We start from the raw sequence: 18,058 nt of genomic DNA, 5'->3' as shown, positions 1-18,058 counted from the left end.
TTCACCCTACTCCATAACTCAGGCCATAATGTGTTGTTTAGGTTGCAACTTATCGCATGCCACGGTGCTTTTTAATGAACTCATAAGCACCAATGATTTCTTGAGTCTTTTCGTTTGCTAATCTTATCATCTCATCTGGCAAACCTTTAGCAACTAGTTTATCTGGATGGTGCTGAGCTAATAATCTGCGGTAGGCTCGTTTAAGCTCTTTGTCAGTAAGGCCTTTATCAGCACTTAATATCGCATACGCATCATCGATTGTTAGTTTGCTGGAGTTGTTACTTGCAGCAGAAAACTGCTGAATAAGTCGCTCTAGTTCATCAATAGAGAAGCGCAGTTTTTGAGCAATATATCTAAGAGCGTCGTACTCTTTATCATCAAATACGCCATCTGCATATGAGGCTTGAATTTGAATCTCTAAAAACATCCGGACTAGATGTGTACGTCTATGACATTCGGTGCGGAACTGCTCAAGCACTTCATCCAGGTTAAAATCTTTGTGTTTACCTTGTATAAAAAGTTCTTTTGCAGCTTTTTGCATATCTTCTGATAACTGCATGTGCTCCATAACTTGCTTAGCAAGTAGAATTTCAGATTTTGAGACCTTGCCATCAACTTTTGCAATGTAGCCCATAACTGAAAATACGCTACTAAAAAATGCTGCTTGAACGCGCTGCTGATTTCCAGGCAGATAATCTGAAGCAGATCCACGGAAATTAGATTTACCTTTAGAAAAGTTTCCTGCAAATGCAACACCAAGCATCGCACCTAGAGGGCCACCAATCATATATCCTAGCGCCCCGCCTAAAACCGATGTCCACCAACTCATGGTAGTTTCTTCATAAGGTTATTTTATAATTCAATCTAAATTTAAAACCACTATTCGGTTTTACTTTTAAAAAGGATTTAGATGAGGGTTCAATAGTTTCATTTTCACTGGCATAGGTAGATTGAGTTGTTAATTCAATTGCCTTAGAATCATTAAAGCATATTACCTTTCTAGTATAAATCTCTTCTGAAATATGTTCAGGAATTAAATCTGCATCCATCCATCTACAGAGATCCTCATTAGTCCAATCATCCAAATAATTCGCATATGAAAGACTTGCAAGACTTGCAAGACTAATGAAGAGTAAAAATAAATATGTTTTTTTCATACTGGTTATTATAAATAATTGATCAAAGAGTAGGTGTAGATTAGGAGTTTTTTAGATAAATATTTATGACACTAGAAAAGTCAAAACTTTGTTTGATGAGTGTGATTGAATAATATCTCCATCAATAATCAAATACACATGATAATGTTGTTTTTTAGCTTTTTCTAACTAAATCGACACTCGATGAGTTCAAGTAGTAACCAAACTAAGGCTTACGATTTTAAAACTAGAGATATTAAGGTTTTAAAAAAGCTCTTGCCGTATTTACTCAAAATGCGAGCTCGTGTTATTTGGTCTGTTAGTTTTTTAATGTTGGCGAAATTAGCTAATGTTGGTGTTCCCCTTGCGCTAAGAGAGATCGTTGATGGACTTGATCAGACGAATTTAATCTTGGTATTGCCGCTTGGCATGCTCCTTGCTTACGGACTTTTACGACTGGCAAGTTCACTGTTTAATGAGCTTCGTGATGCTATTTTTGCCAAAGTTCGTTATCACGCTATGAATTTGATTGCACTTGGCGTCTTTAAACATTTACACACTTTAGATTTATCCTTTCATTTGGATCGTCGCATTGGTGGTATTACCCGTGATATTGACCGGGGAACCCTAAGTGTCTCGACCTTACTCTCCATTTTTGTTTTTAATATTCTTCCTTCATTATTTGAGATATGTTTAGTAATTGGTATTTTATGGCTAAATTATGACCTTCTTTTTGCTGGCGTCTCCTTATTAACTGTGTTTTTTTATGTTACGCTAACATTGGCCATTACCACTTGGCGGATGAAGTATCGCTACCAAATGAATGATATGCAATCCGAAGCCAACACCAATGCAGTCGATAGTTTGATTAATTACGAGACAGTCAAATACTTTAATCAAGAAAAATTTGAAGTTGATCGTTACGGTGATACGATGCAGCGCTGGGAAGATCTTGCCACCAAAAGCTTTACTTCCATGACAGCGCTTAATTTTGTCCAAGGTGCAGTAATAGCTATCGGTGTGACCATTGTTTTGATTATGGCAGCACAAGGTGTAGTCGATAAGAACCTTAGCTTGGGTGACCTTATTATGATCCAAGCACTCCTCTTACAGCTCTTTATTCCGCTTGGTGGTTTGGGTATTATTTATCGTCAAATTAAGCATAATTTCATTGATATGAACAATATGTTTGACCTCTTAGATCGCTCCTCTAAAGTTACAGATGTTACCAATGCATCAGAGCTTAAAGTCACTCAAGGTGAGGTTAAATTTAACAACGTTTCTTTTGCTTACGCTGGCAAACAGGAGGTGCTAAGCAATATTAACTTTGTTCTTAAACCGGGGCAAAAAGTAGCGATTGTTGGCCCTTCTGGTGCGGGCAAATCAACACTTGCTAAGCTGCTCTTTCGTTTTTATGATATTTCTAGCGGTGAAATATGCATTGACCAGCAAGATATTAAACAATTTACCCAAGACTCAGTGCGCAGCACGATGGGCGTCGTACCGCAAGATCCAGTGATGTTTAATGAAAGCATTTATTACAATATTGCTTACGGTCGTGCGGATGCAACCGAAGCTGAGGTTAAACTGGCAGCGAAGCTCAGCTTTATTGACAGCTTTATTGACTCCTTGCCACAAGGTTATGACACGCTGGTTGGTGAGAGAGGCTTAAAACTCTCAGGTGGTGAAAAGCAGCGCCTAGCAATTGCACGAGTACTGTTAAAAAATCCAACGATATTGATTTTTGATGAGGCCACTTCGGCGCTTGATTCGTATTCGGAGAAAATGGTACAAAAGGCGTTAGCGAGTTTGGCGCATAAGCACACAACGTTGGTGATTGCTCATCGCCTTTCCACCATTATCGATGCCGATCAAATTATTGTGCTTGGAAATGGCACTATTGTCGAGCAAGGCAAGCATCAACAACTGCTTGACCTTAATGGACAATATGCGAGACTTTGGCAAATACAAGTAAATAAGCAAACTCAGGGGTAGCATTATGAAGAGTAAAGTTCTAGTTCCTTTAAAAAAATTATGTTAAATAAAAAGAGTCCATTATTAGGGGGTTTTTTTTCGATTATAATGGCGATGCTTAATTTAGTTAATTTAAAAAAATGATTTCTAAGATAGAAAAAACGTTATCCTATATTAGGCGTTCTCAAAGTGAGAAACTTTCTCATAAGTTTGCTAAAAAAATTTTTATTTCATTAAGTGGTTTTTTTGCTTCAAAGAAATTAATTCTAGCGTACACGCCAGATTCAATGGCTCATTTCAAAGCTTACCCTCATATCTATGAGTTATATGAGCGGTTTAGAAAATTTAATAAAGCAAACAATGGAGGGGATATAAATCGCTTAATTTCTATCGTTCTTAACTTAGAGCAGGTTTTAAAAGAAGACAATATTAAAGGATCCATAGCAGAAGTTGGAGTTTTTAAAGGAAACACTGCTTGTGTACTAGCTTATTATGCTAATGAAAATCAACGAAAATGTTTTTTATTTGATACATACAATGGGTTTGATAATCGAGATCTTGAAGGCATTGATAAAAATGAGGAGGAAAGACAGTTTAATGATACCAATCTTGAGGAAGTTAAGAGTGTCATTGGCGATGACTTGGTTAAAACATGCAAATTCATTGCTGGCTATTTCCCAGACAGTATTCCAGATTACTTAGATAAAGAGAATTTTGCAGTAGTATCTCTAGACTGCGACTTATACAAACCCACTAGAGCTGGTTTAACTTGGTTTTATCCTCGTATGAAAGATGGTGCCATTTTTCTTCTCCATGACTATAGTAGTCGTTTCTGGGAGGGCTCAAAGAAAGCAATTGATGAATTTTGCTATGAGACAAAACAACACGTTATCTTACTCCCAGATAAAAGTGGTTCTGCTTTCATTCGTATACATAAGTTAAAACCTAAGAGTTACTAACTTTTACAAAAATAGGTTTTTTGGTTATGAAGATAATTGAAATAAATTAACTAACATATTAAACATCTTATCATTGAACTCTGCTCTACCTTAACCAGAACGTACCCCGTACCTTCAAAGTCTAAATAAATATGTGAGGGATAGTGGTTATTTCATAAAGAAATTAAAAATCTAATTTTGCTAAATAGTCCAGAGATCGCTGGCATATGTTTTGAAATTTGGGTAGCTGGTATATTTCTCTTCATCGATCGAACTTAAAGAGTTATTTTCGCCTCCCTCTACATTACAGTTGTTCACAAAATAAGAGCCATCTAAAGAAATACTCTTGACTGACTCACTGCCATCAGGACAGCCTGCTGTAAAACTTTGCGCTGAGAAGAAGAATAATGCTAGAAGTAGGAGTAGTTTGTTCATACTAGGATTGTATATCAACTTGAACTAAAGTCCAAATTTCGTTTGATGTGTGAGGGAGAGTTAATTTAAACTATTGCTTAAAGTGTTTTAAGCGTTGAGTTTTATGGAAAATTATGATTATGTAATAATTGGCGCCGGCTCAGCAGGGTGTGTACTTGCAAATAAGCTTGGTGAAGATAAGAAACATAAGATCTTAGTTTTAGAGGCGGGTCCAATGGATTACAATTTGATGATTCATATACCTGCTGCTGTTTATAAAGCTTACCGAAGCCCAAAGATAAACTGGAATTATTCAACCGAGAATGAACCAGAGCTTTTTGATCGAAATGTTCCAATGCCTCGAGGTAAAGTTGTTGGAGGCTCTTCGTCTATTAACTCAATGGTTTATATGCGAGGTCATCCATTAGATTATGATCGCTGGCAAACTGAATGTGGTTTAAAGGATTGGTCGTATGATCAATGCTTACCTTATTTTAAAGAAGGTGAGAATTCAGATCGTGGTGAAGATGAGTGGCGAGGAGGTAGCGGCAATCTTGGCGTCACAAAAGGTTCTTTTGATAATCCTTTGTTTGATGCACTTGAAGAAGCGGGACGACAATCTGGACAAGGTTATTCTGAAGATCTTAATGGTTATAATCCCGAAGGTATAGCAAGGCTTGATGCAACCCGAAAACATGGGCGTCGATGCAGTGCTGCTGGAGCATATCTAAGGCCAGCCCTTGCTAGAGGAAATATAACGCTCCTCACAAAAGCACAGGTCATAAAAATAAATATTACTGGCAATTCAGTAAATGGGGTTTCCTTTAAGCACAAGGGAAAGCTTCATTCAGTAAAAGCTAATAAAGAAGTAATACTATCGGGTGGGGCAATAAACTCCCCACATTTACTGATGCTTTCTGGTATCGGCCCATCAAAGCATCTAAAAGAGCATGGAATAGACATTCATGCAGATCTTCCCGGTGTTGGCCAAAACCTTCAAGACCATTCGTGTGTCATATTACAATACGCATGCAAAAAAAGCTTTCCAATACATAAAGTTAATCAACCTCATCGAAAATTAGCAACTGGTATAAGATGGGTCTTTACTAGAAAGGGAATCGCAACTTCAAATATTTGGGAAGCGGGTGGACTGATAAAAAGCAGTCCAAGTCTAGCATACCCTGACATTCAGTATCACTTTGGTCCAGTAGGAATTGAATATAATGACGACGAAATATCCTTACTTCAAGCTTTTTCAATTCATGTAGATCATCTGCGACCTCGAAGTAGGGGGCAAGTAACTCTAAAGTCTGCAAATCCAATTGAAAAACCATTAATGACATTTAATTACTTCCAAGATCCAAAAGATTTAGCTGATATGGTGAATGGATTTAAAAAAGCGCGTGAACTCATTTCACAGCCTGCATTTGATGAATTCAGGGGAGTCGAGTTAATACCGGGTCCACAAGTGCAATCTGAGGCTGACATTGAGCAGTTTATAAGAGATGCCGCGGAGACCGATTATCACCCCAGCTGTACTTGTGCTATGGGGGGTGGTGAAATGGCAGTTGTTGATGACCAAATGAAAGTACACGGAATCAAAAATCTTCGCGTTGTCGATGCCTCTGTTATGCCGCAAATAATTTCAGGAAATTTAAATGCCCCAACTCAAATGATAGCTGCTCGTGCAGCAGATATGATTTTAGGAAAGGAACAATTAAGGCCTATAAAAGCAACTTTTGCGTTTGATGTGTAAGGGAAGTAATATTAATAGTTAGCCGAGTTCAATGAGCCTCTCCCCCATAGCCTTCAAAGGCTGTAGATATATGCGAGGGATAGTGGATTAGTTCATGGTATCAATAATTTTTTGTGGACACTGATACTTATTTAGAGCCTTATTTCGATGGTTTCAAATGACCATCCCAAACTACCTCACCTGCTTGACCATAAAGTTCACAGGTTCCGACAATATTATTTTCTTCTTTCCATTTTATGCATTCATTGAATGCGTTTTCTTTGGTTCTCCCAATACCACTCTCACAGCGCCCATCCTCACCGGCAACAACAAACATATAGCCTTTAGAATTAAATTCGTTTTTGTTTATGTTTAAGTAACTATTCCAATTATTATTAATCAAGCCTCGACAAACTTCATCAAGTTTAGTGTTGTAATTAACTGTTTCAATTTCCTCTTCATCAGAATTTAAAAATTGATTTTTGACATCAGCTTTTGTCATAGATGTATTAAATCTATAAGTACCATTGTGTTTTTCAATCTTGAACCAATTATCTTTAAGGTATTGAATTTTAGGGTCATTATCTTGAAATTCTTTAACTCTAGCACAGTTATGAAAAAGGCTACCATTAAGAATTCTTGATTCATCTAGCCAGCCTTCTTCTATTTTTAACCTTAAAGCACCTAATCCTTTTTCAGCAACCCCAGGGTCTTCTAGTTTGAATCCATGACGTGATGCATTTTGTACTACCCAATGAAAGATACTTTGAACGTAGTTCTGTTGTGAATTATCAAAAATAGAAACGGAGTGTTTTGCAAAATATTCTGCAGCAGCTTCTATAACCCAAAGGTCATTTGGACCGCTACAATTATTTCTCAAATCATTTTGTAGAGAATGATACATTTCATGAAAAAACACTCTGAGTAATTCTTTATTGTTATCTTTTCTTTGCTCTGGGCTAACAGACATCATAACAAATCTTACATCTCTACAGAGAGGGTCCTGAAGTCCAGTATATAAACCATTTTTTAAAACCCATTCAATATTATTTAATAAATCATTTTTTCCTCTTGAATCAATACAGCTTTTATTTGCTAGAAATTTTTTGACTGTTTGAAGTGTTTTCTTTATTTGAGAGTCATCAATAACTCTTTCATGTGACACGTGAACTGAGCCTAAGAAATCCATCTCATCATTTTGTGTGACAGATAAAAAATCACCAAGAGGATAGATTAGTACAAGATTTTTTGTGATGGTATTTGTCATTTTTGAAGAGGCATAATCTGCCTTATCAGTAAAATAACTATCCTCAAAATCTGTTAAATTAATAATTTGAAAATCGATTTTATTTGAATTTCCTCCACACTCAAATACAAAATAAGTACCATCCGCAGATATACTCCTTACTGGCTCACTGCCATCAGGACAGCCTGCTGCGAAACTTTGTGCTGAGAAAAGTGATAATGCTAGAAGTAGAAGTAGTTTTTTCATTAAAACTATTATAGACAGGTGAAATTAAAGTCCAAACTTCGTTTTTTGTGTCAAGGAGGTTCTTTTAGCAGACAGCATCTATCTTGAGTATATAGTTAAGTCGAAGTTCTGATTCTCAAAATACTTAATCCTGTTTGGAATAGTTTTCAGAATTGTTAATTTAAGTTCGGGGGAGATTCTATCACTTCTATGATTAGCTGCTATGTAAGTTAGAAAACTTTCAGCAATGTCCTCTCTCATTGGGTTTTCTTCAGCATAGCCAGAAATAAAATGATTATCTTTGCGTTGTGCCTCTTGCCAAGCATAATTTTTAGCATGATATGAATCAAGAGAAGTGTGCGAGGCTTCATGAATTAGAGTCTCTTCTAAAATACCATCCTTTTCATATTCTTTTGTTTGTCCTGTATGGATTAATATGTTGTTATTTCCCCCTCCAAAAGGGTTTACTCCTTTGTGAATCCATGAAGTTTGTATATCTTTTCTAAGAACTGCTGGAAGTTGTCCAATTAAGAAGGCATATTTTTTAGCCTCAACCTCTGCCATTGACTTATCTTTAAATTCTGGATTTACTTGCATCTCAATTATGTTTCCATCTTCAAATTTAGCTTCAAATAAAAAAGCTTGCAAGTTAACCCAAGAGCTTCTCCTGTCATACATTTGTCTTGAACTTTGTCCTTTGAATGAAATACTTTTAAAAGCTGAAGGGTCTTCAGCAGTAACAATATTAGGGTCAATAAAAATTGTTCCCCAAAATGGAGGCTCTTTACAAAAACCTTGAATTGAGAAAAGGGATAGAATTAAAAGAAAGATATATTGTTTAAACATACCTTGAGTATATACCTACTAATTTTAATTAAAAGATTCAAAATGGTCTATTGAATAATCTAAATATACAAACTTAGTGATAAAGCCCAAATTTCGTTTGATGTGTGAGGGAGGGTGTATATATCTATCTTCGATGTCAAGAGGGGCTCCCCCCGTACCTTCAAAGTCAGTATATATATGCGAAGGATGGTAGATTAGTTCATGGTATCAATAATCTTTTGTGGGCACTGATACTTATTTAGAACCTTATTTCGATGGTTTCAAATGACCATCCCAAACAACCTCTCCATCCTTTCCATAGAGCTCACAGGTTCCAACAATATTATTTTCTTCCTGCCATTTTTTGCACTCTTCAAACGCGCCATTTTCTGTATCGCCAAGACCATACTCGCATCTTCCATCCTCACCTGCAACTGCAAACATATAAGAGGCATTTTTAATATCATTTTTCCAATTGCCCTCAACATCTCTTTTGCAAATTTCTAAGAGATTTGTGTTGTAATCAACTGTTGGATATTCTTCACTTGTTGCATCTTCTTTGTTTTCATCTTTAGATGGTCTTGAAGCATCATAATCCAATAAAATTTCTGGTGAAAATTCATATTCTTCATTGTTCCAATTACTTAATACAAATTTCATTTCATCGCTATTTTTGTCAAATTTTAACTCTCTCGCACAATCATGAAATAAACTACCATCCATAATTTCACTTTCATTAATTAACCCTCTTTCTATCATCAACAAAAGTATTGCTGCACCAACGACGTCCTCTGCATCACCTAAAACCATTTTGTTTTCATAGATTGGTCGAAGAATTAAATCTTTAAAGTCAGCTTTTGGGAATGGGAGTAAGCGTTCAGCAAAGTATCTAGCTCCACCTTCAATCATCCAGCTACTGTTACTATTCTTTTTATCTCTCCTATTTCTGCACTCACCTGTATTTGCTAAGTCATGCTGAAAAGCATGATAGAGCTCGTGTTGAAGAAAACCTTGGATATCAATAAAAACAGCATCTTGGCCATTTGGGTTACTTCTCATCTTCTCAGGAAGGGCCATTACGATTAGTCGTTTATTAGTGCAAAGAGTCCATTGGGATGACCAGTCTAATCCTTTATCTAAGCCCACTTTAATGTCATTCATAAGGCCATAATCAGCGCCACCAGAACAGCCTGAATTTATAAACCAGTCTTCAATTAACTTTTTACTTTCATTGATTTCTTTTGGAGACATTAATACTTGGTGAAGACGAAAGCTTCCATATAAATTTTTAACTGGGTTAATTACTTGCCCAACATCATACAAAAGAACCAATATATCTGACTCACGTGAAGCCATTTTAGAACTAGCAGAATCAGCCCACTCCTGTAAAGTTTTTGTTGGAAAGCTTGATTTGTTGACAATAGTTATGTCGAAGTTTTGATTAGCCGATGAACTGTTTTGAGTATTATTGTTACACTCAAATACAAAATAACTACCATCAGCAGAAACACTCTTAACTGGCTCACTGCCATCAGGGCACGAGCCCGCAGAACTTTGAGCTGAGAAGAAGGATAGGATTAAAAGTAGGAGTAGTTTTTTCATACTAGGATTGTATATCAACTTAAACTAAAGTCCAAATTCCGTTTCATCTGTGAGGGAGGTTAATTACTCACCAAGCTCCGCTGCTAGTTCGGCTTCAAACGCCGCAAGTTCATCTTCTACAGATTGTTCTTCATCAGTTAGAATATGTTTTTTACGAATGACAGTGATTTTACTATCAGTCCCATCTCTGAATAACGCAAGTGCTTCAGTAGGTTTTACTGTGTCAAAATTGAAGTTACCATTATTGAGCAATACTGTGCCATCTGTTTTTTTATTTTTGGCTTCCAAATAAATGTCAGTATCACCATCTTGGTCTAAATCCCTAAATACTATTGTGCGAATATAATCATTCCATTCATTCGCTACAGTGTTTGTTTTGTAATCAGAAGGCGCAATCACTAAAGGAAATATCCCGTGGTCTTTAAACTTCTTGTTACCTAAGTTTTCTATGACCTGTATTGCTGTGCCAACATAATGCTCACCTGTTCTACTGTATACGATATCTAAATCACCATCATTGTCTAAGTCTGACGCTGAAACTTCTGGTACGTTGCTCCATTTCTGTTTATGCATAGGTAAACGAGTATTGTTATGCTTGTTAAAATCACCCCTACCATCATTCCAAATGATGCCAGTAAAAGCCGTTGTATTTGATGAGTATTCTTTTTCGTGACCGCCAACCAAAGCATCTAAGTCACCATCACCATCAAGGTCTGCAAGTTCTAAAGCGAATGAATCTGCCCCACCACACTTACGTTTCTTTAGAAAGCCTGTGCCATCATTCATTAAACACCAAAACGATGTACCACGCTCCCAAGCGTTCATCTCAGTGATAACAATATCCATATCGCCATCATTATCAATATCACCTGTTGCCCCGCCGTGGTCATATACTTTGAAGTTAGGGTGACTCAAATGAGTTTCTGATGATTCAACCCAAGTGCCGTCTGCTTGACTCAGAAAATAACTATTCCTGTAACCATCATAACCTTCCATTCCATTGTCAGCAATATATATATCAAGAATACTATCGTTATTATAATCAGCAAGTAATATTACGTTTCCTCCTGTCATTCCTGGCTCCTCACGGTTATCAATCATTGAGAGATAAGAGAAAGTCAAATTGCCATCAGCATCACCAAAGAACAATGCAGGTAATACCAGGCCATTGCTTTCACATGAACCATCGCACTGAATTTCACCTGTTTCACCTGTTTTGCTAAAATCAACAAAATTGGTATATCTCGCAGCCCCTATATAAAGAATATCACTAAATCCATCATTATTAAAATCCGCGATTTGCCACTGATGACCATACCAATACATCATATCGGTTGGCGTTGGCTTTACCGGTGGTTTGAAAAAAGCGAGACTGGGGTCGTTTTCAATATCAATTCCAGCAAGTGCCTTGGCTACTTTTTGTGAGGAAGTACTGCTGTTTGCCGTGTTTGAACCACCACAGTTAAATACAAAATAACTACCATCCGCAGAAATACTCTTAACTGGCTCACTGCCATCAGGACATGAGCCCGCAAAACTTTGAGCTGAGAAGAAGGACAGAATTAAAAGTAGGAGTAGTTTCTTCATACTATTATTGTATATCAATTTGAACTAAAGTCCAAATTCCGTTTGATGTGTGAGGGAGTGTTTATTGCTGACCTACTTCCGCTTTTTTATTTGTTAGGTAGAAATAAATTTGTTTGTCGTTATACTTACCGCTTAGTTTTTTCTTGTTGATATTTCCTTCAAACACAACCAATTTATCTTCTAAGCCACAAGACCTACAAGGTGCAAAATAAAAATTAGCTTTAATGTCTCCATTTTGGTCAATTCGACCTTCAAAACTCTCATACTTTGGTGTTAAATCACCACTACCTTGGCTAATTGTTACTATGCCATTATTGATTTCCAGTGTGCCATTTCCAAGGGAAGTCGTAGGTGGCATCATATTTGTAAATCCATAATATCCATCAAAAGTATTTGATGTTTTAATACCTTTAAAAAGCTCACTCTCTTCAGATTGAGTCTTAGCTATATTTTGAACAGTAGAAGTTTCTAGATTTGATTTTTCTCTTTTTTTAATATTTTTATCTATACAGGCAGCTATATTTGATTTGCCGTCAGTAGTTTCTTTACAATCATAATAATCGTCCCAGTATTGTTTTGCATTTCTCTCAGTCTCTATTGCGGCATTTCTTTCCTTAATAACTTGTTGAGATTCAATAACAGGCTCTGGAGGTGATTTGGCTTTTGAACTTGGTTTGCCATTTTTTATTCTTTCATATGATAGTTTTATAAAATCAATACCACCTGGTTGAGGAAACTTCATATTGTCATGAATAGCTTGCGTAGCAATAATTCTTCCTCTCTCAAAGTCTATTAATATAGTTTGTCCTCCAAAACCATCCATGCCCATAACAGGCCTATTTTCCATTCCTTTATAGCCAGTATGAAAAAACCCACCATAACTAAGTGGCAATCCAACTCTACCAGCAGTTCCTTGCACGCCATTTTTTGGTATTCTTCTGTTATGAATGGTTTTTAAATATTGTCCCGCACAGGTATCGTTTTGCCAGTCATCGAGCATGGCCTTTGCTATTCTTAGAAGGTCATGCTGGGTTGCATAAAATTGACTCCATATACTTAGATCATCTTTTTTTGCGTCTTCATTTTTAAGAAAGAAGACCTCACCTTTAATTCTTGCTTTTTTCTGAAAAACATCATTTAAAAGCTCTTGAAAATTCTCATCACCCAACTTATAGTTAAGATATGAGCCAACAACATTTGGATTCATATTGTTATAGTTATAAATAGAGCTAGATTTTTTAGAGCCTTTTAATTCATTTTCCATGGCGTCTTGGACGGTTGTGCTTGTGACAGAACGGTTTGAATTAACATATTGATTAGACCCATTAAAATATGCTTGGGTGCCTGATGCCATATTCAATATATCTATCAATTTTTGATTATGATAAAGCGTGTTTTCAAGTACCGGCCAGTCATTTAATCTTGAGTCTACGCTGTCAATATATCCCTTGCATATCGCATGGCCTGCAACATATGAAATAAGAGATTTAGCATTTGATTGTGAATGGTATTTGGATGAGACTCTGAACATGTCACCAAACCTGTCTTCAGGGGTGATTTCGTCGATTACAATCTTGCCATCTTCATATAGAAGGTAGCTCAATAGCGGAGTATCTTGCATTTGTTTTTTTACATATTTATCTTCTCGAAGGTCGGAGTGAAATTGATAAGGGTTTTTTGAAGGTTGGATCGAGTGTGTATAACTTGGTTGCTTGTCTTCGCAATGGAGTTCTTTATTATCTGATGCACAATATGGATATTTGTTGTGAAAATATAAATATCTATAAAGATAATATTTTAAGGTTTCATCATTTGGATTAGCGGATTCTGGCATTGGGTTTATTCCACCGAACCTGTCAATTCCTTTAGAGTTATTTTTACTGGATGAGGAAGAGGCTGAAGATGAAGTATCGTTGTTACTTCCTGTACAGTTGAAGACAAAATAAGTCCCATCATCAGAAATACTTTTAATTGGCTCACTGCCATCAGTACACGACCCCGCAAAACCTTGGGCTGAGAAAAAGGATAGCAATAAGAGTAGTAGTAGTTTCTTCATACTAGGATTGTATATCAACTTGGACTAAAGTCCAAATTTCGTTTGATGTGTGAGGGAGAGTTAATTTATACTTTGCCAATACTCGACCAAATCTCATTATGGAATACTTATTACCAATACACATTCTGGCAGGAATAATAGCACTATTAGCGTCGGCTTTCGCAATCTGTTCTGAGAAAGGAAAGAAGATTCATATCACCGCTGGAAGGACTTACTTTTGGGGGATGGCTGGTATTTTTCTTACGGCATTGCCTATGTCAATTATTACTAGCAATGTATTTCTTTTTTTAATTGCCTTCTTTTCTTTTTATCTAGCTTTTGCGGGAAGACGTTTCGCTCAAAATAGAAAAGGCATAGCCTCAATAGTCGATTGGATAGCAGTAGGATTTATGATTGCTGCTGGTTTAGGTATGTGGGTATTAGCCGTACTCTATTCTATTGAGAACAACTCCCAATATATTACTCTCACTGTCTTCGGATTTCTTGCCATAGTACTTGGTTATACAGATTATAAAGCTTACAGACGACAAGAAGCCACAGGCAAGAAACGTATTGCGAGACATTTAAGCAATATGATGGGAGGCACTATAGCTGTAGTTACAGCCGTTCTGGTCGTTAATGTTAATATGGAGTCACAATGGTTGCCTTGGGTATTACCTACTTTGCTAATAACTCCTGTTATTATTTATTGGAACTGGAAGGTTATGAAATAGACAATCTAAAAATCCAAACTTCGTTTTTTCTGAGAGGGAGGGATTATTAATAGTTAGCGGAGTTCAATGAGCCTCCCCCCTGGGGTAAAGTCTGTATAAATATGCGAGTGATGGTGGTTATTTATCGTTATAAATCAATGAGTTATATAGATAAATATTAGTTACTATCTATTATTTAATTATTAAACATATAATCATTGAACTTTGTTCTACTGTACCCCGAGCGTACCCCTAAGCATATAGTTAAGATTAGATAAATGGCTGAAAGCCTTATAGGATATGGTGGTTATGGGTGGACTTGAACCACCGACCCCAGCATTATGAATGCTGTGCTCTAACCAGCTGAGCTACATAACCAAAAAGAGCGCCTATTATCGAAATTTTTCTTGAAAAAGTCAAGCTAAACCAGCAAATAAGCATCATATTATTATCATTCTTCCAGTATCAGCTAGAATTCAATATAAAATTTAGTTACTTTCATGCACTTAACTTAACTTTAATGGAACAGAAAGTTCTTAAGATTGCTCTTACAGGCGGAATAGCTTCAGGAAAAACTCTAGTAAGTGACTTATTAGAAATTCATGGATGCTATATCATTGACCTAGACATTATTTCCCGGGAAGTTGTGTTACCAGGATCAGATGGCCTAAAAGAACTCATAGAGGCTTTTGGTAAATCAATACTTCTATCTGATGGGACACTTGATCGTAAAAATCTGCGTGATGAGCTCTTTAAGAAAGGAAGAAATAGAGCGCAAATTGAGCAGATACTTCATCCAAAGATACTCCAGAAAATGAAATCTTCAATGGATGATTGTAGAGAAGGGATTATGATTGTAGTAATACCCCTCCTGGTAGAAAAAGAACTATGGGGGCCATTCGATAGAGCTATAGTTGTAGATTGTGAAACTGAAACGCAGTTGATACGACTAATGTCTAGAGACAATATTGATAAAGAAAAAGCAAAAATAATGCTGCTTTCTCAATCAAGTCGAGAAAAACGCCTTCAATTAAATAATTATATTCCTACTGATGTTATTGAAAATAACTCAAAAATAAGTGAGCTAAAGAACAAAGTAAATATCCTTAATCAAAGACTACTTGCTCTTCTTTAGTGCTTAAATTACTTCTAGCTCTAACAATTACTCATTACGAATAAGTGGGTATACCTTGGGGCTAAAGATACTTTTATTTGCCATCAAAATAAGTACAAAAGATACTGTTGCAGTTGTCAATAAAATCCAAAGCGTCAGCCCTAAATCAAATTTCCAAGTTAGCTGAAGGGTATTCTCAACAACAAGATATGACCCCAAGACGGCAACTGATAGTGCAAAGAAAATCAAGGTGAAGTATATAACAGCAAACTCTATCGTCATTGCTTTAAGTATCGTTGGAAAATCCACACCTAATATTTTGTAAATCAAATTATTGTATCTTCTAACTGTAGTTTGAACCATGACTGCGCTGACAATTACAATCAAACCAATCACAATAACAATTAAAGATATTCCAGTTACGGCTATAAATATTTTATTTAATACGCCACTAATTTGGGACAAAATCCTATCAACTTTTATAGCTGATACGTTAGGAAACCTCTCGACAACAAGGGCCAGAATATCATTAGAGGGTAAGTCTGACTTAAGCGTTCCAATATATTCATAAGGGAGCTTTTTAGCAAAAGCTTTATTAATAATAATTGCAAAGTTAACAGAAATATCCCGGTAATCAACCTCTCTAAAATTCTTTAAAGTTCCAGTGACATCCCTACCCAGTATATTCAGTATAATCTTGTCATTTATCTTCATGCCTAGGTCATAAGCAGCTCTACTGTCCATGGAAATGAACATCTCATTTTCATTACCAGGCTCCCACCATTCACCCTCAATAATTGGGTTATCTGGCTTTGGTTTTTCTGCCCATGAGATCCGCCTATCACCCCTAACAACCCATGCAGATCTATTATTTTCTGAAACAATCTCTTCTATAGGCGTTCCATTTAGGGAGATAAATGAAGCACTGGCCATTGGGCTAAATTCAAGAGCTACATTGGGATCCATATTTTTAATAAAAGACTCTAAGTCACTTTTAATATCTCTATCGATGCTCACAAAAAATAAATCTGGAGCCATCGATGGAATGCTATCTGATATTTCTTTTTTTAAATTATTGGCTACAAAACTCAAAGTGAGCAGGAGTGTTAAACCTATACCTAAAGATATTGTCATGATAGGTGCAAGTGATTTTTTTGCAACAATATTCCTATACGCAATCCTATAGCCATTATTAGAAAATTTATGAAACCTTCTAAGAAAGAAAATTAACAGTTTAGAAACGCCATAAAATATAAGCATCGTAATAAAAAATGCTAAAAAGTATAGGACTGTGTAATATTTTTGCTCAGTCTGAAGAACAAAATAAGTAGTCAAAATTGTAACCAGAATCGCCAATAAAATAATGTTTTTTAAAGAGAAGTTTAGACTTACTGGCTGAAAAGTATTACGAAACAAAGCAACTGCTTTGATCTCACTAATCGAATATAGCGATGGTATTGAAAAAATCAAAACAACTAATAAGCCAATGAAAAAAATGTTTAGATAGCCTATCAAGCTGACAGTTGGCTGAAGATCAATGCCTAAAGACTTTGGTAGAAATTCATTCGCCAACAAAGGGCTAAAAACCCCAAATAAATAGGCAATAATTGATGTGCCTATTAATATTAGAATAATTTCATAAAAGTACATGAGTTGAATAAAATTCGAAGAAAAACCGATTGATTTTTTAACCGCAATACTAGTATTTCTTTGGTTAACGAAAGAAAGCAATGTGTTACTTATTCCAATGCCCGCGATTATCATTGCGCTTACTGACACTAAATTTAAAAAGTTAGAAAAGTTATCAATTATCCTATTTAAACTTCGCCCACTCTCTCCTGGTAGTCTAGTTTCAATACTATCATCATAGGCAATAATTGATTTAGCCAATCGAGCTTGTTCACTCTCTTCATTAGAATTACTAAACTTCAGCCGGTACTCATGATCAAGAAAACTTCCAGCTGCGCTCAGTCCAAATTGATCATAACTCGACTTACTAATTATTGCAAATTCGCCAAAAACAGCTCGCTCTGCAAGATCTGGAACGGATAAAACCAAACCACCCACGCTAAAACTTTTCCCCATAATCACAACATCATCCCCAATCTCAACTTGGAGTAAGTTTTGAATGCTCTCATTAATTAAAACAGTTGGCTTTTCTGTATTTAAAAACATTTTTTCAGCGGCGCCCTGAGGCGTTGTAATAATCTCGCCATAAAGTGGGTAGTTATCATCTACTGCCCTTAGCTCAGAAAACACAGGCGACTGACCTTTTTTTGAAACCATTGTTGCAAGCTCAATTGTTGAACTAACTTTACCTAAATCCTTTAACTCTTCAAGCACTAAACTAGGTAACGGGTCAATACCACTGGTAATTTGAATGTCACCACCTAATAACTCTTTAGAGTTTGCTTCAATTTCATTATTCAAAGCCTCTTTGACGGAGAACGTCAGAGAAAGCAAGAGTAAGCTAATAAAAAGGGTGCTCGCGACAACCCATAATTTTTTATAGCT

14 protein-coding genes and 1 tRNA gene are annotated in these 18,058 nt (G+C 36.2%); 5 read left to right on the top strand and 10 right to left on the bottom strand.

Going from position 1 to position 18,058, the window contains the following annotated elements; translation table 11 throughout:
• Positions 1-49: 49 nt before the first annotated feature.
• Positions 50-829, bottom strand: a complete 780-nt coding sequence (gene djlA, locus ABXT51_RS00440; protein WP_416695626.1) for a co-chaperone DjlA — start codon at positions 827-829, stop codon at positions 50-52.
• Between the two features lie 10 nt (positions 830-839).
• Positions 840-1,157: a hypothetical protein gene (locus ABXT51_RS00435; protein ID WP_416695624.1), complete on the bottom strand. Its 318-nt coding sequence runs from the start codon at positions 1,155-1,157 to the stop codon at positions 840-842.
• Between the two features lie 183 nt (positions 1,158-1,340).
• On the opposite strand from ABXT51_RS00435, the gene ABXT51_RS00430 reads away from it, so the two are divergent.
• Positions 1,341-3,131 (top strand): ABCB family ABC transporter ATP-binding protein/permease, encoded by a 1,791-nt coding sequence (locus ABXT51_RS00430; RefSeq protein ID WP_416695622.1) that lies wholly within the window; start codon positions 1,341-1,343, stop codon positions 3,129-3,131.
• Between the two features lie 119 nt (positions 3,132-3,250).
• Positions 3,251-4,069, top strand: coding sequence for a TylF/MycF/NovP-related O-methyltransferase (locus tag ABXT51_RS00425; protein WP_416695620.1), 819 nt, complete (start codon positions 3,251-3,253; stop codon positions 4,067-4,069).
• A gap of 180 nt (positions 4,070-4,249) precedes the next feature.
• On the opposite strand, the gene ABXT51_RS00420 is transcribed toward ABXT51_RS00425, so the two are convergent.
• A complete protein-coding gene (locus tag ABXT51_RS00420; protein ID WP_416695618.1) occupies positions 4,250-4,483 on the bottom strand; it encodes a hypothetical protein in 234 nt (77 codons plus the stop codon).
• Positions 4,484-4,586: 103 nt separating this feature from the next.
• On the opposite strand from ABXT51_RS00420, the gene ABXT51_RS00415 reads away from it, so the two are divergent.
• Positions 4,587-6,218 (top strand): choline dehydrogenase, encoded by a 1,632-nt coding sequence (locus ABXT51_RS00415; RefSeq protein ID WP_416695616.1) that lies wholly within the window; start codon positions 4,587-4,589, stop codon positions 6,216-6,218.
• Between the two features lie 139 nt (positions 6,219-6,357).
• On the opposite strand, the gene ABXT51_RS00410 is transcribed toward ABXT51_RS00415, so the two are convergent.
• The 5 genes from ABXT51_RS00410 to ABXT51_RS00390 all read right to left on the bottom strand — a co-directional run bounded on the left by ABXT51_RS00410 (position 6,358) and on the right by ABXT51_RS00390 (position 13,738).
• Positions 6,358-7,689 carry a hypothetical protein gene (locus ABXT51_RS00410; RefSeq protein WP_416695614.1) on the bottom strand — a complete coding sequence of 444 codons (1,332 nt, stop codon included), beginning with the start codon at positions 7,687-7,689 and terminating at the stop codon, positions 6,358-6,360.
• Positions 7,690-7,767: 78 nt separating this feature from the next.
• Positions 7,768-8,514, bottom strand: a complete 747-nt coding sequence (locus tag ABXT51_RS00405) for a hypothetical protein (protein WP_416695612.1) — start codon at positions 8,512-8,514, stop codon at positions 7,768-7,770.
• A gap of 246 nt (positions 8,515-8,760) precedes the next feature.
• Positions 8,761-10,095 (bottom strand): ImmA/IrrE family metallo-endopeptidase, encoded by a 1,335-nt coding sequence (locus tag ABXT51_RS00400; protein WP_416695610.1) that lies wholly within the window; start codon positions 10,093-10,095, stop codon positions 8,761-8,763.
• Between the two features lie 63 nt (positions 10,096-10,158).
• Positions 10,159-11,682 carry an FG-GAP repeat domain-containing protein gene (locus tag ABXT51_RS00395; RefSeq protein ID WP_416695608.1) on the bottom strand — a complete coding sequence of 508 codons (1,524 nt, stop codon included), beginning with the start codon at positions 11,680-11,682 and terminating at the stop codon, positions 10,159-10,161.
• 61 nt (positions 11,683-11,743) lie between these two features.
• Complete coding sequence (locus ABXT51_RS00390; RefSeq protein ID WP_416695606.1) at positions 11,744-13,738, bottom strand: hypothetical protein; 1,995 nt, start codon at positions 13,736-13,738, stop codon at positions 11,744-11,746.
• 98 nt (positions 13,739-13,836) lie between these two features.
• On the opposite strand from ABXT51_RS00390, the gene ABXT51_RS00385 reads away from it, so the two are divergent.
• Positions 13,837-14,451 (top strand): hypothetical protein, encoded by a 615-nt coding sequence (locus tag ABXT51_RS00385; RefSeq protein ID WP_416695604.1) that lies wholly within the window; start codon positions 13,837-13,839, stop codon positions 14,449-14,451.
• 280 nt (positions 14,452-14,731) lie between these two features.
• On the opposite strand, the gene ABXT51_RS00380 is transcribed toward ABXT51_RS00385, so the two are convergent.
• Positions 14,732-14,808: transfer RNA gene (locus tag ABXT51_RS00380), tRNA-Met, on the bottom strand.
• A 142-nt stretch (positions 14,809-14,950) separates the two neighbouring features.
• Between ABXT51_RS00380 and coaE the strand changes: the two genes are divergently transcribed.
• Entirely contained in the window at positions 14,951-15,565 is a 615-nt protein-coding gene (gene coaE / locus ABXT51_RS00375; protein WP_416695602.1) for a dephospho-CoA kinase, read from the top strand.
• Positions 15,566-15,592: 27 nt separating this feature from the next.
• Here coaE and ABXT51_RS00370 read toward each other — a convergent pair whose 3' ends face one another.
• Positions 15,593-17,974 carry an ABC transporter permease gene (locus ABXT51_RS00370; protein ID WP_416695600.1) on the bottom strand — a complete coding sequence of 794 codons (2,382 nt, stop codon included), beginning with the start codon at positions 17,972-17,974 and terminating at the stop codon, positions 15,593-15,595.
• Positions 17,975-18,058: the final 84 nt, after the last annotated feature.

Origin of the sequence: Candidatus Pseudothioglobus sp. Uisw_050_01, assembly GCF_048085775.1 — a bacterium.
Classification (GTDB): domain Bacteria; phylum Pseudomonadota; class Gammaproteobacteria; order PS1; family Pseudothioglobaceae; genus Pseudothioglobus.
This window is presented reverse-complemented; position numbering and strand designations above follow the sequence as displayed.

Coding starts and splice junctions, on each gene's coding strand:
- djlA (WP_416695626.1), bottom strand. CDS start 829: ATGAGTTGGTGGACATCGGTTTTAGGCGGGGCGCTAGGATATATGATT.
- ABXT51_RS00435 (WP_416695624.1), bottom strand. CDS start 1,157: ATGAAAAAAACATATTTATTTTTACTCTTCATTAGTCTTGCAAGTCTT.
- ABXT51_RS00430 (WP_416695622.1), top strand. CDS start 1,341: ATGAGTTCAAGTAGTAACCAAACTAAGGCTTACGATTTTAAAACTAGA.
- ABXT51_RS00425 (WP_416695620.1), top strand. CDS start 3,251: ATGATTTCTAAGATAGAAAAAACGTTATCCTATATTAGGCGTTCTCAA.
- ABXT51_RS00420 (WP_416695618.1), bottom strand. CDS start 4,483: ATGAACAAACTACTCCTACTTCTAGCATTATTCTTCTTCTCAGCGCAA.
- ABXT51_RS00415 (WP_416695616.1), top strand. CDS start 4,587: ATGGAAAATTATGATTATGTAATAATTGGCGCCGGCTCAGCAGGGTGT.
- ABXT51_RS00410 (WP_416695614.1), bottom strand. CDS start 7,689: ATGAAAAAACTACTTCTACTTCTAGCATTATCACTTTTCTCAGCACAA.
- ABXT51_RS00405 (WP_416695612.1), bottom strand. CDS start 8,514: ATGTTTAAACAATATATCTTTCTTTTAATTCTATCCCTTTTCTCAATT.
- ABXT51_RS00400 (WP_416695610.1), bottom strand. CDS start 10,095: ATGAAAAAACTACTCCTACTTTTAATCCTATCCTTCTTCTCAGCTCAA.
- ABXT51_RS00395 (WP_416695608.1), bottom strand. CDS start 11,682: ATGAAGAAACTACTCCTACTTTTAATTCTGTCCTTCTTCTCAGCTCAA.
- ABXT51_RS00390 (WP_416695606.1), bottom strand. CDS start 13,738: ATGAAGAAACTACTACTACTCTTATTGCTATCCTTTTTCTCAGCCCAA.
- ABXT51_RS00385 (WP_416695604.1), top strand. CDS start 13,837: ATGGAATACTTATTACCAATACACATTCTGGCAGGAATAATAGCACTA.
- coaE (WP_416695602.1), top strand. CDS start 14,951: ATGGAACAGAAAGTTCTTAAGATTGCTCTTACAGGCGGAATAGCTTCA.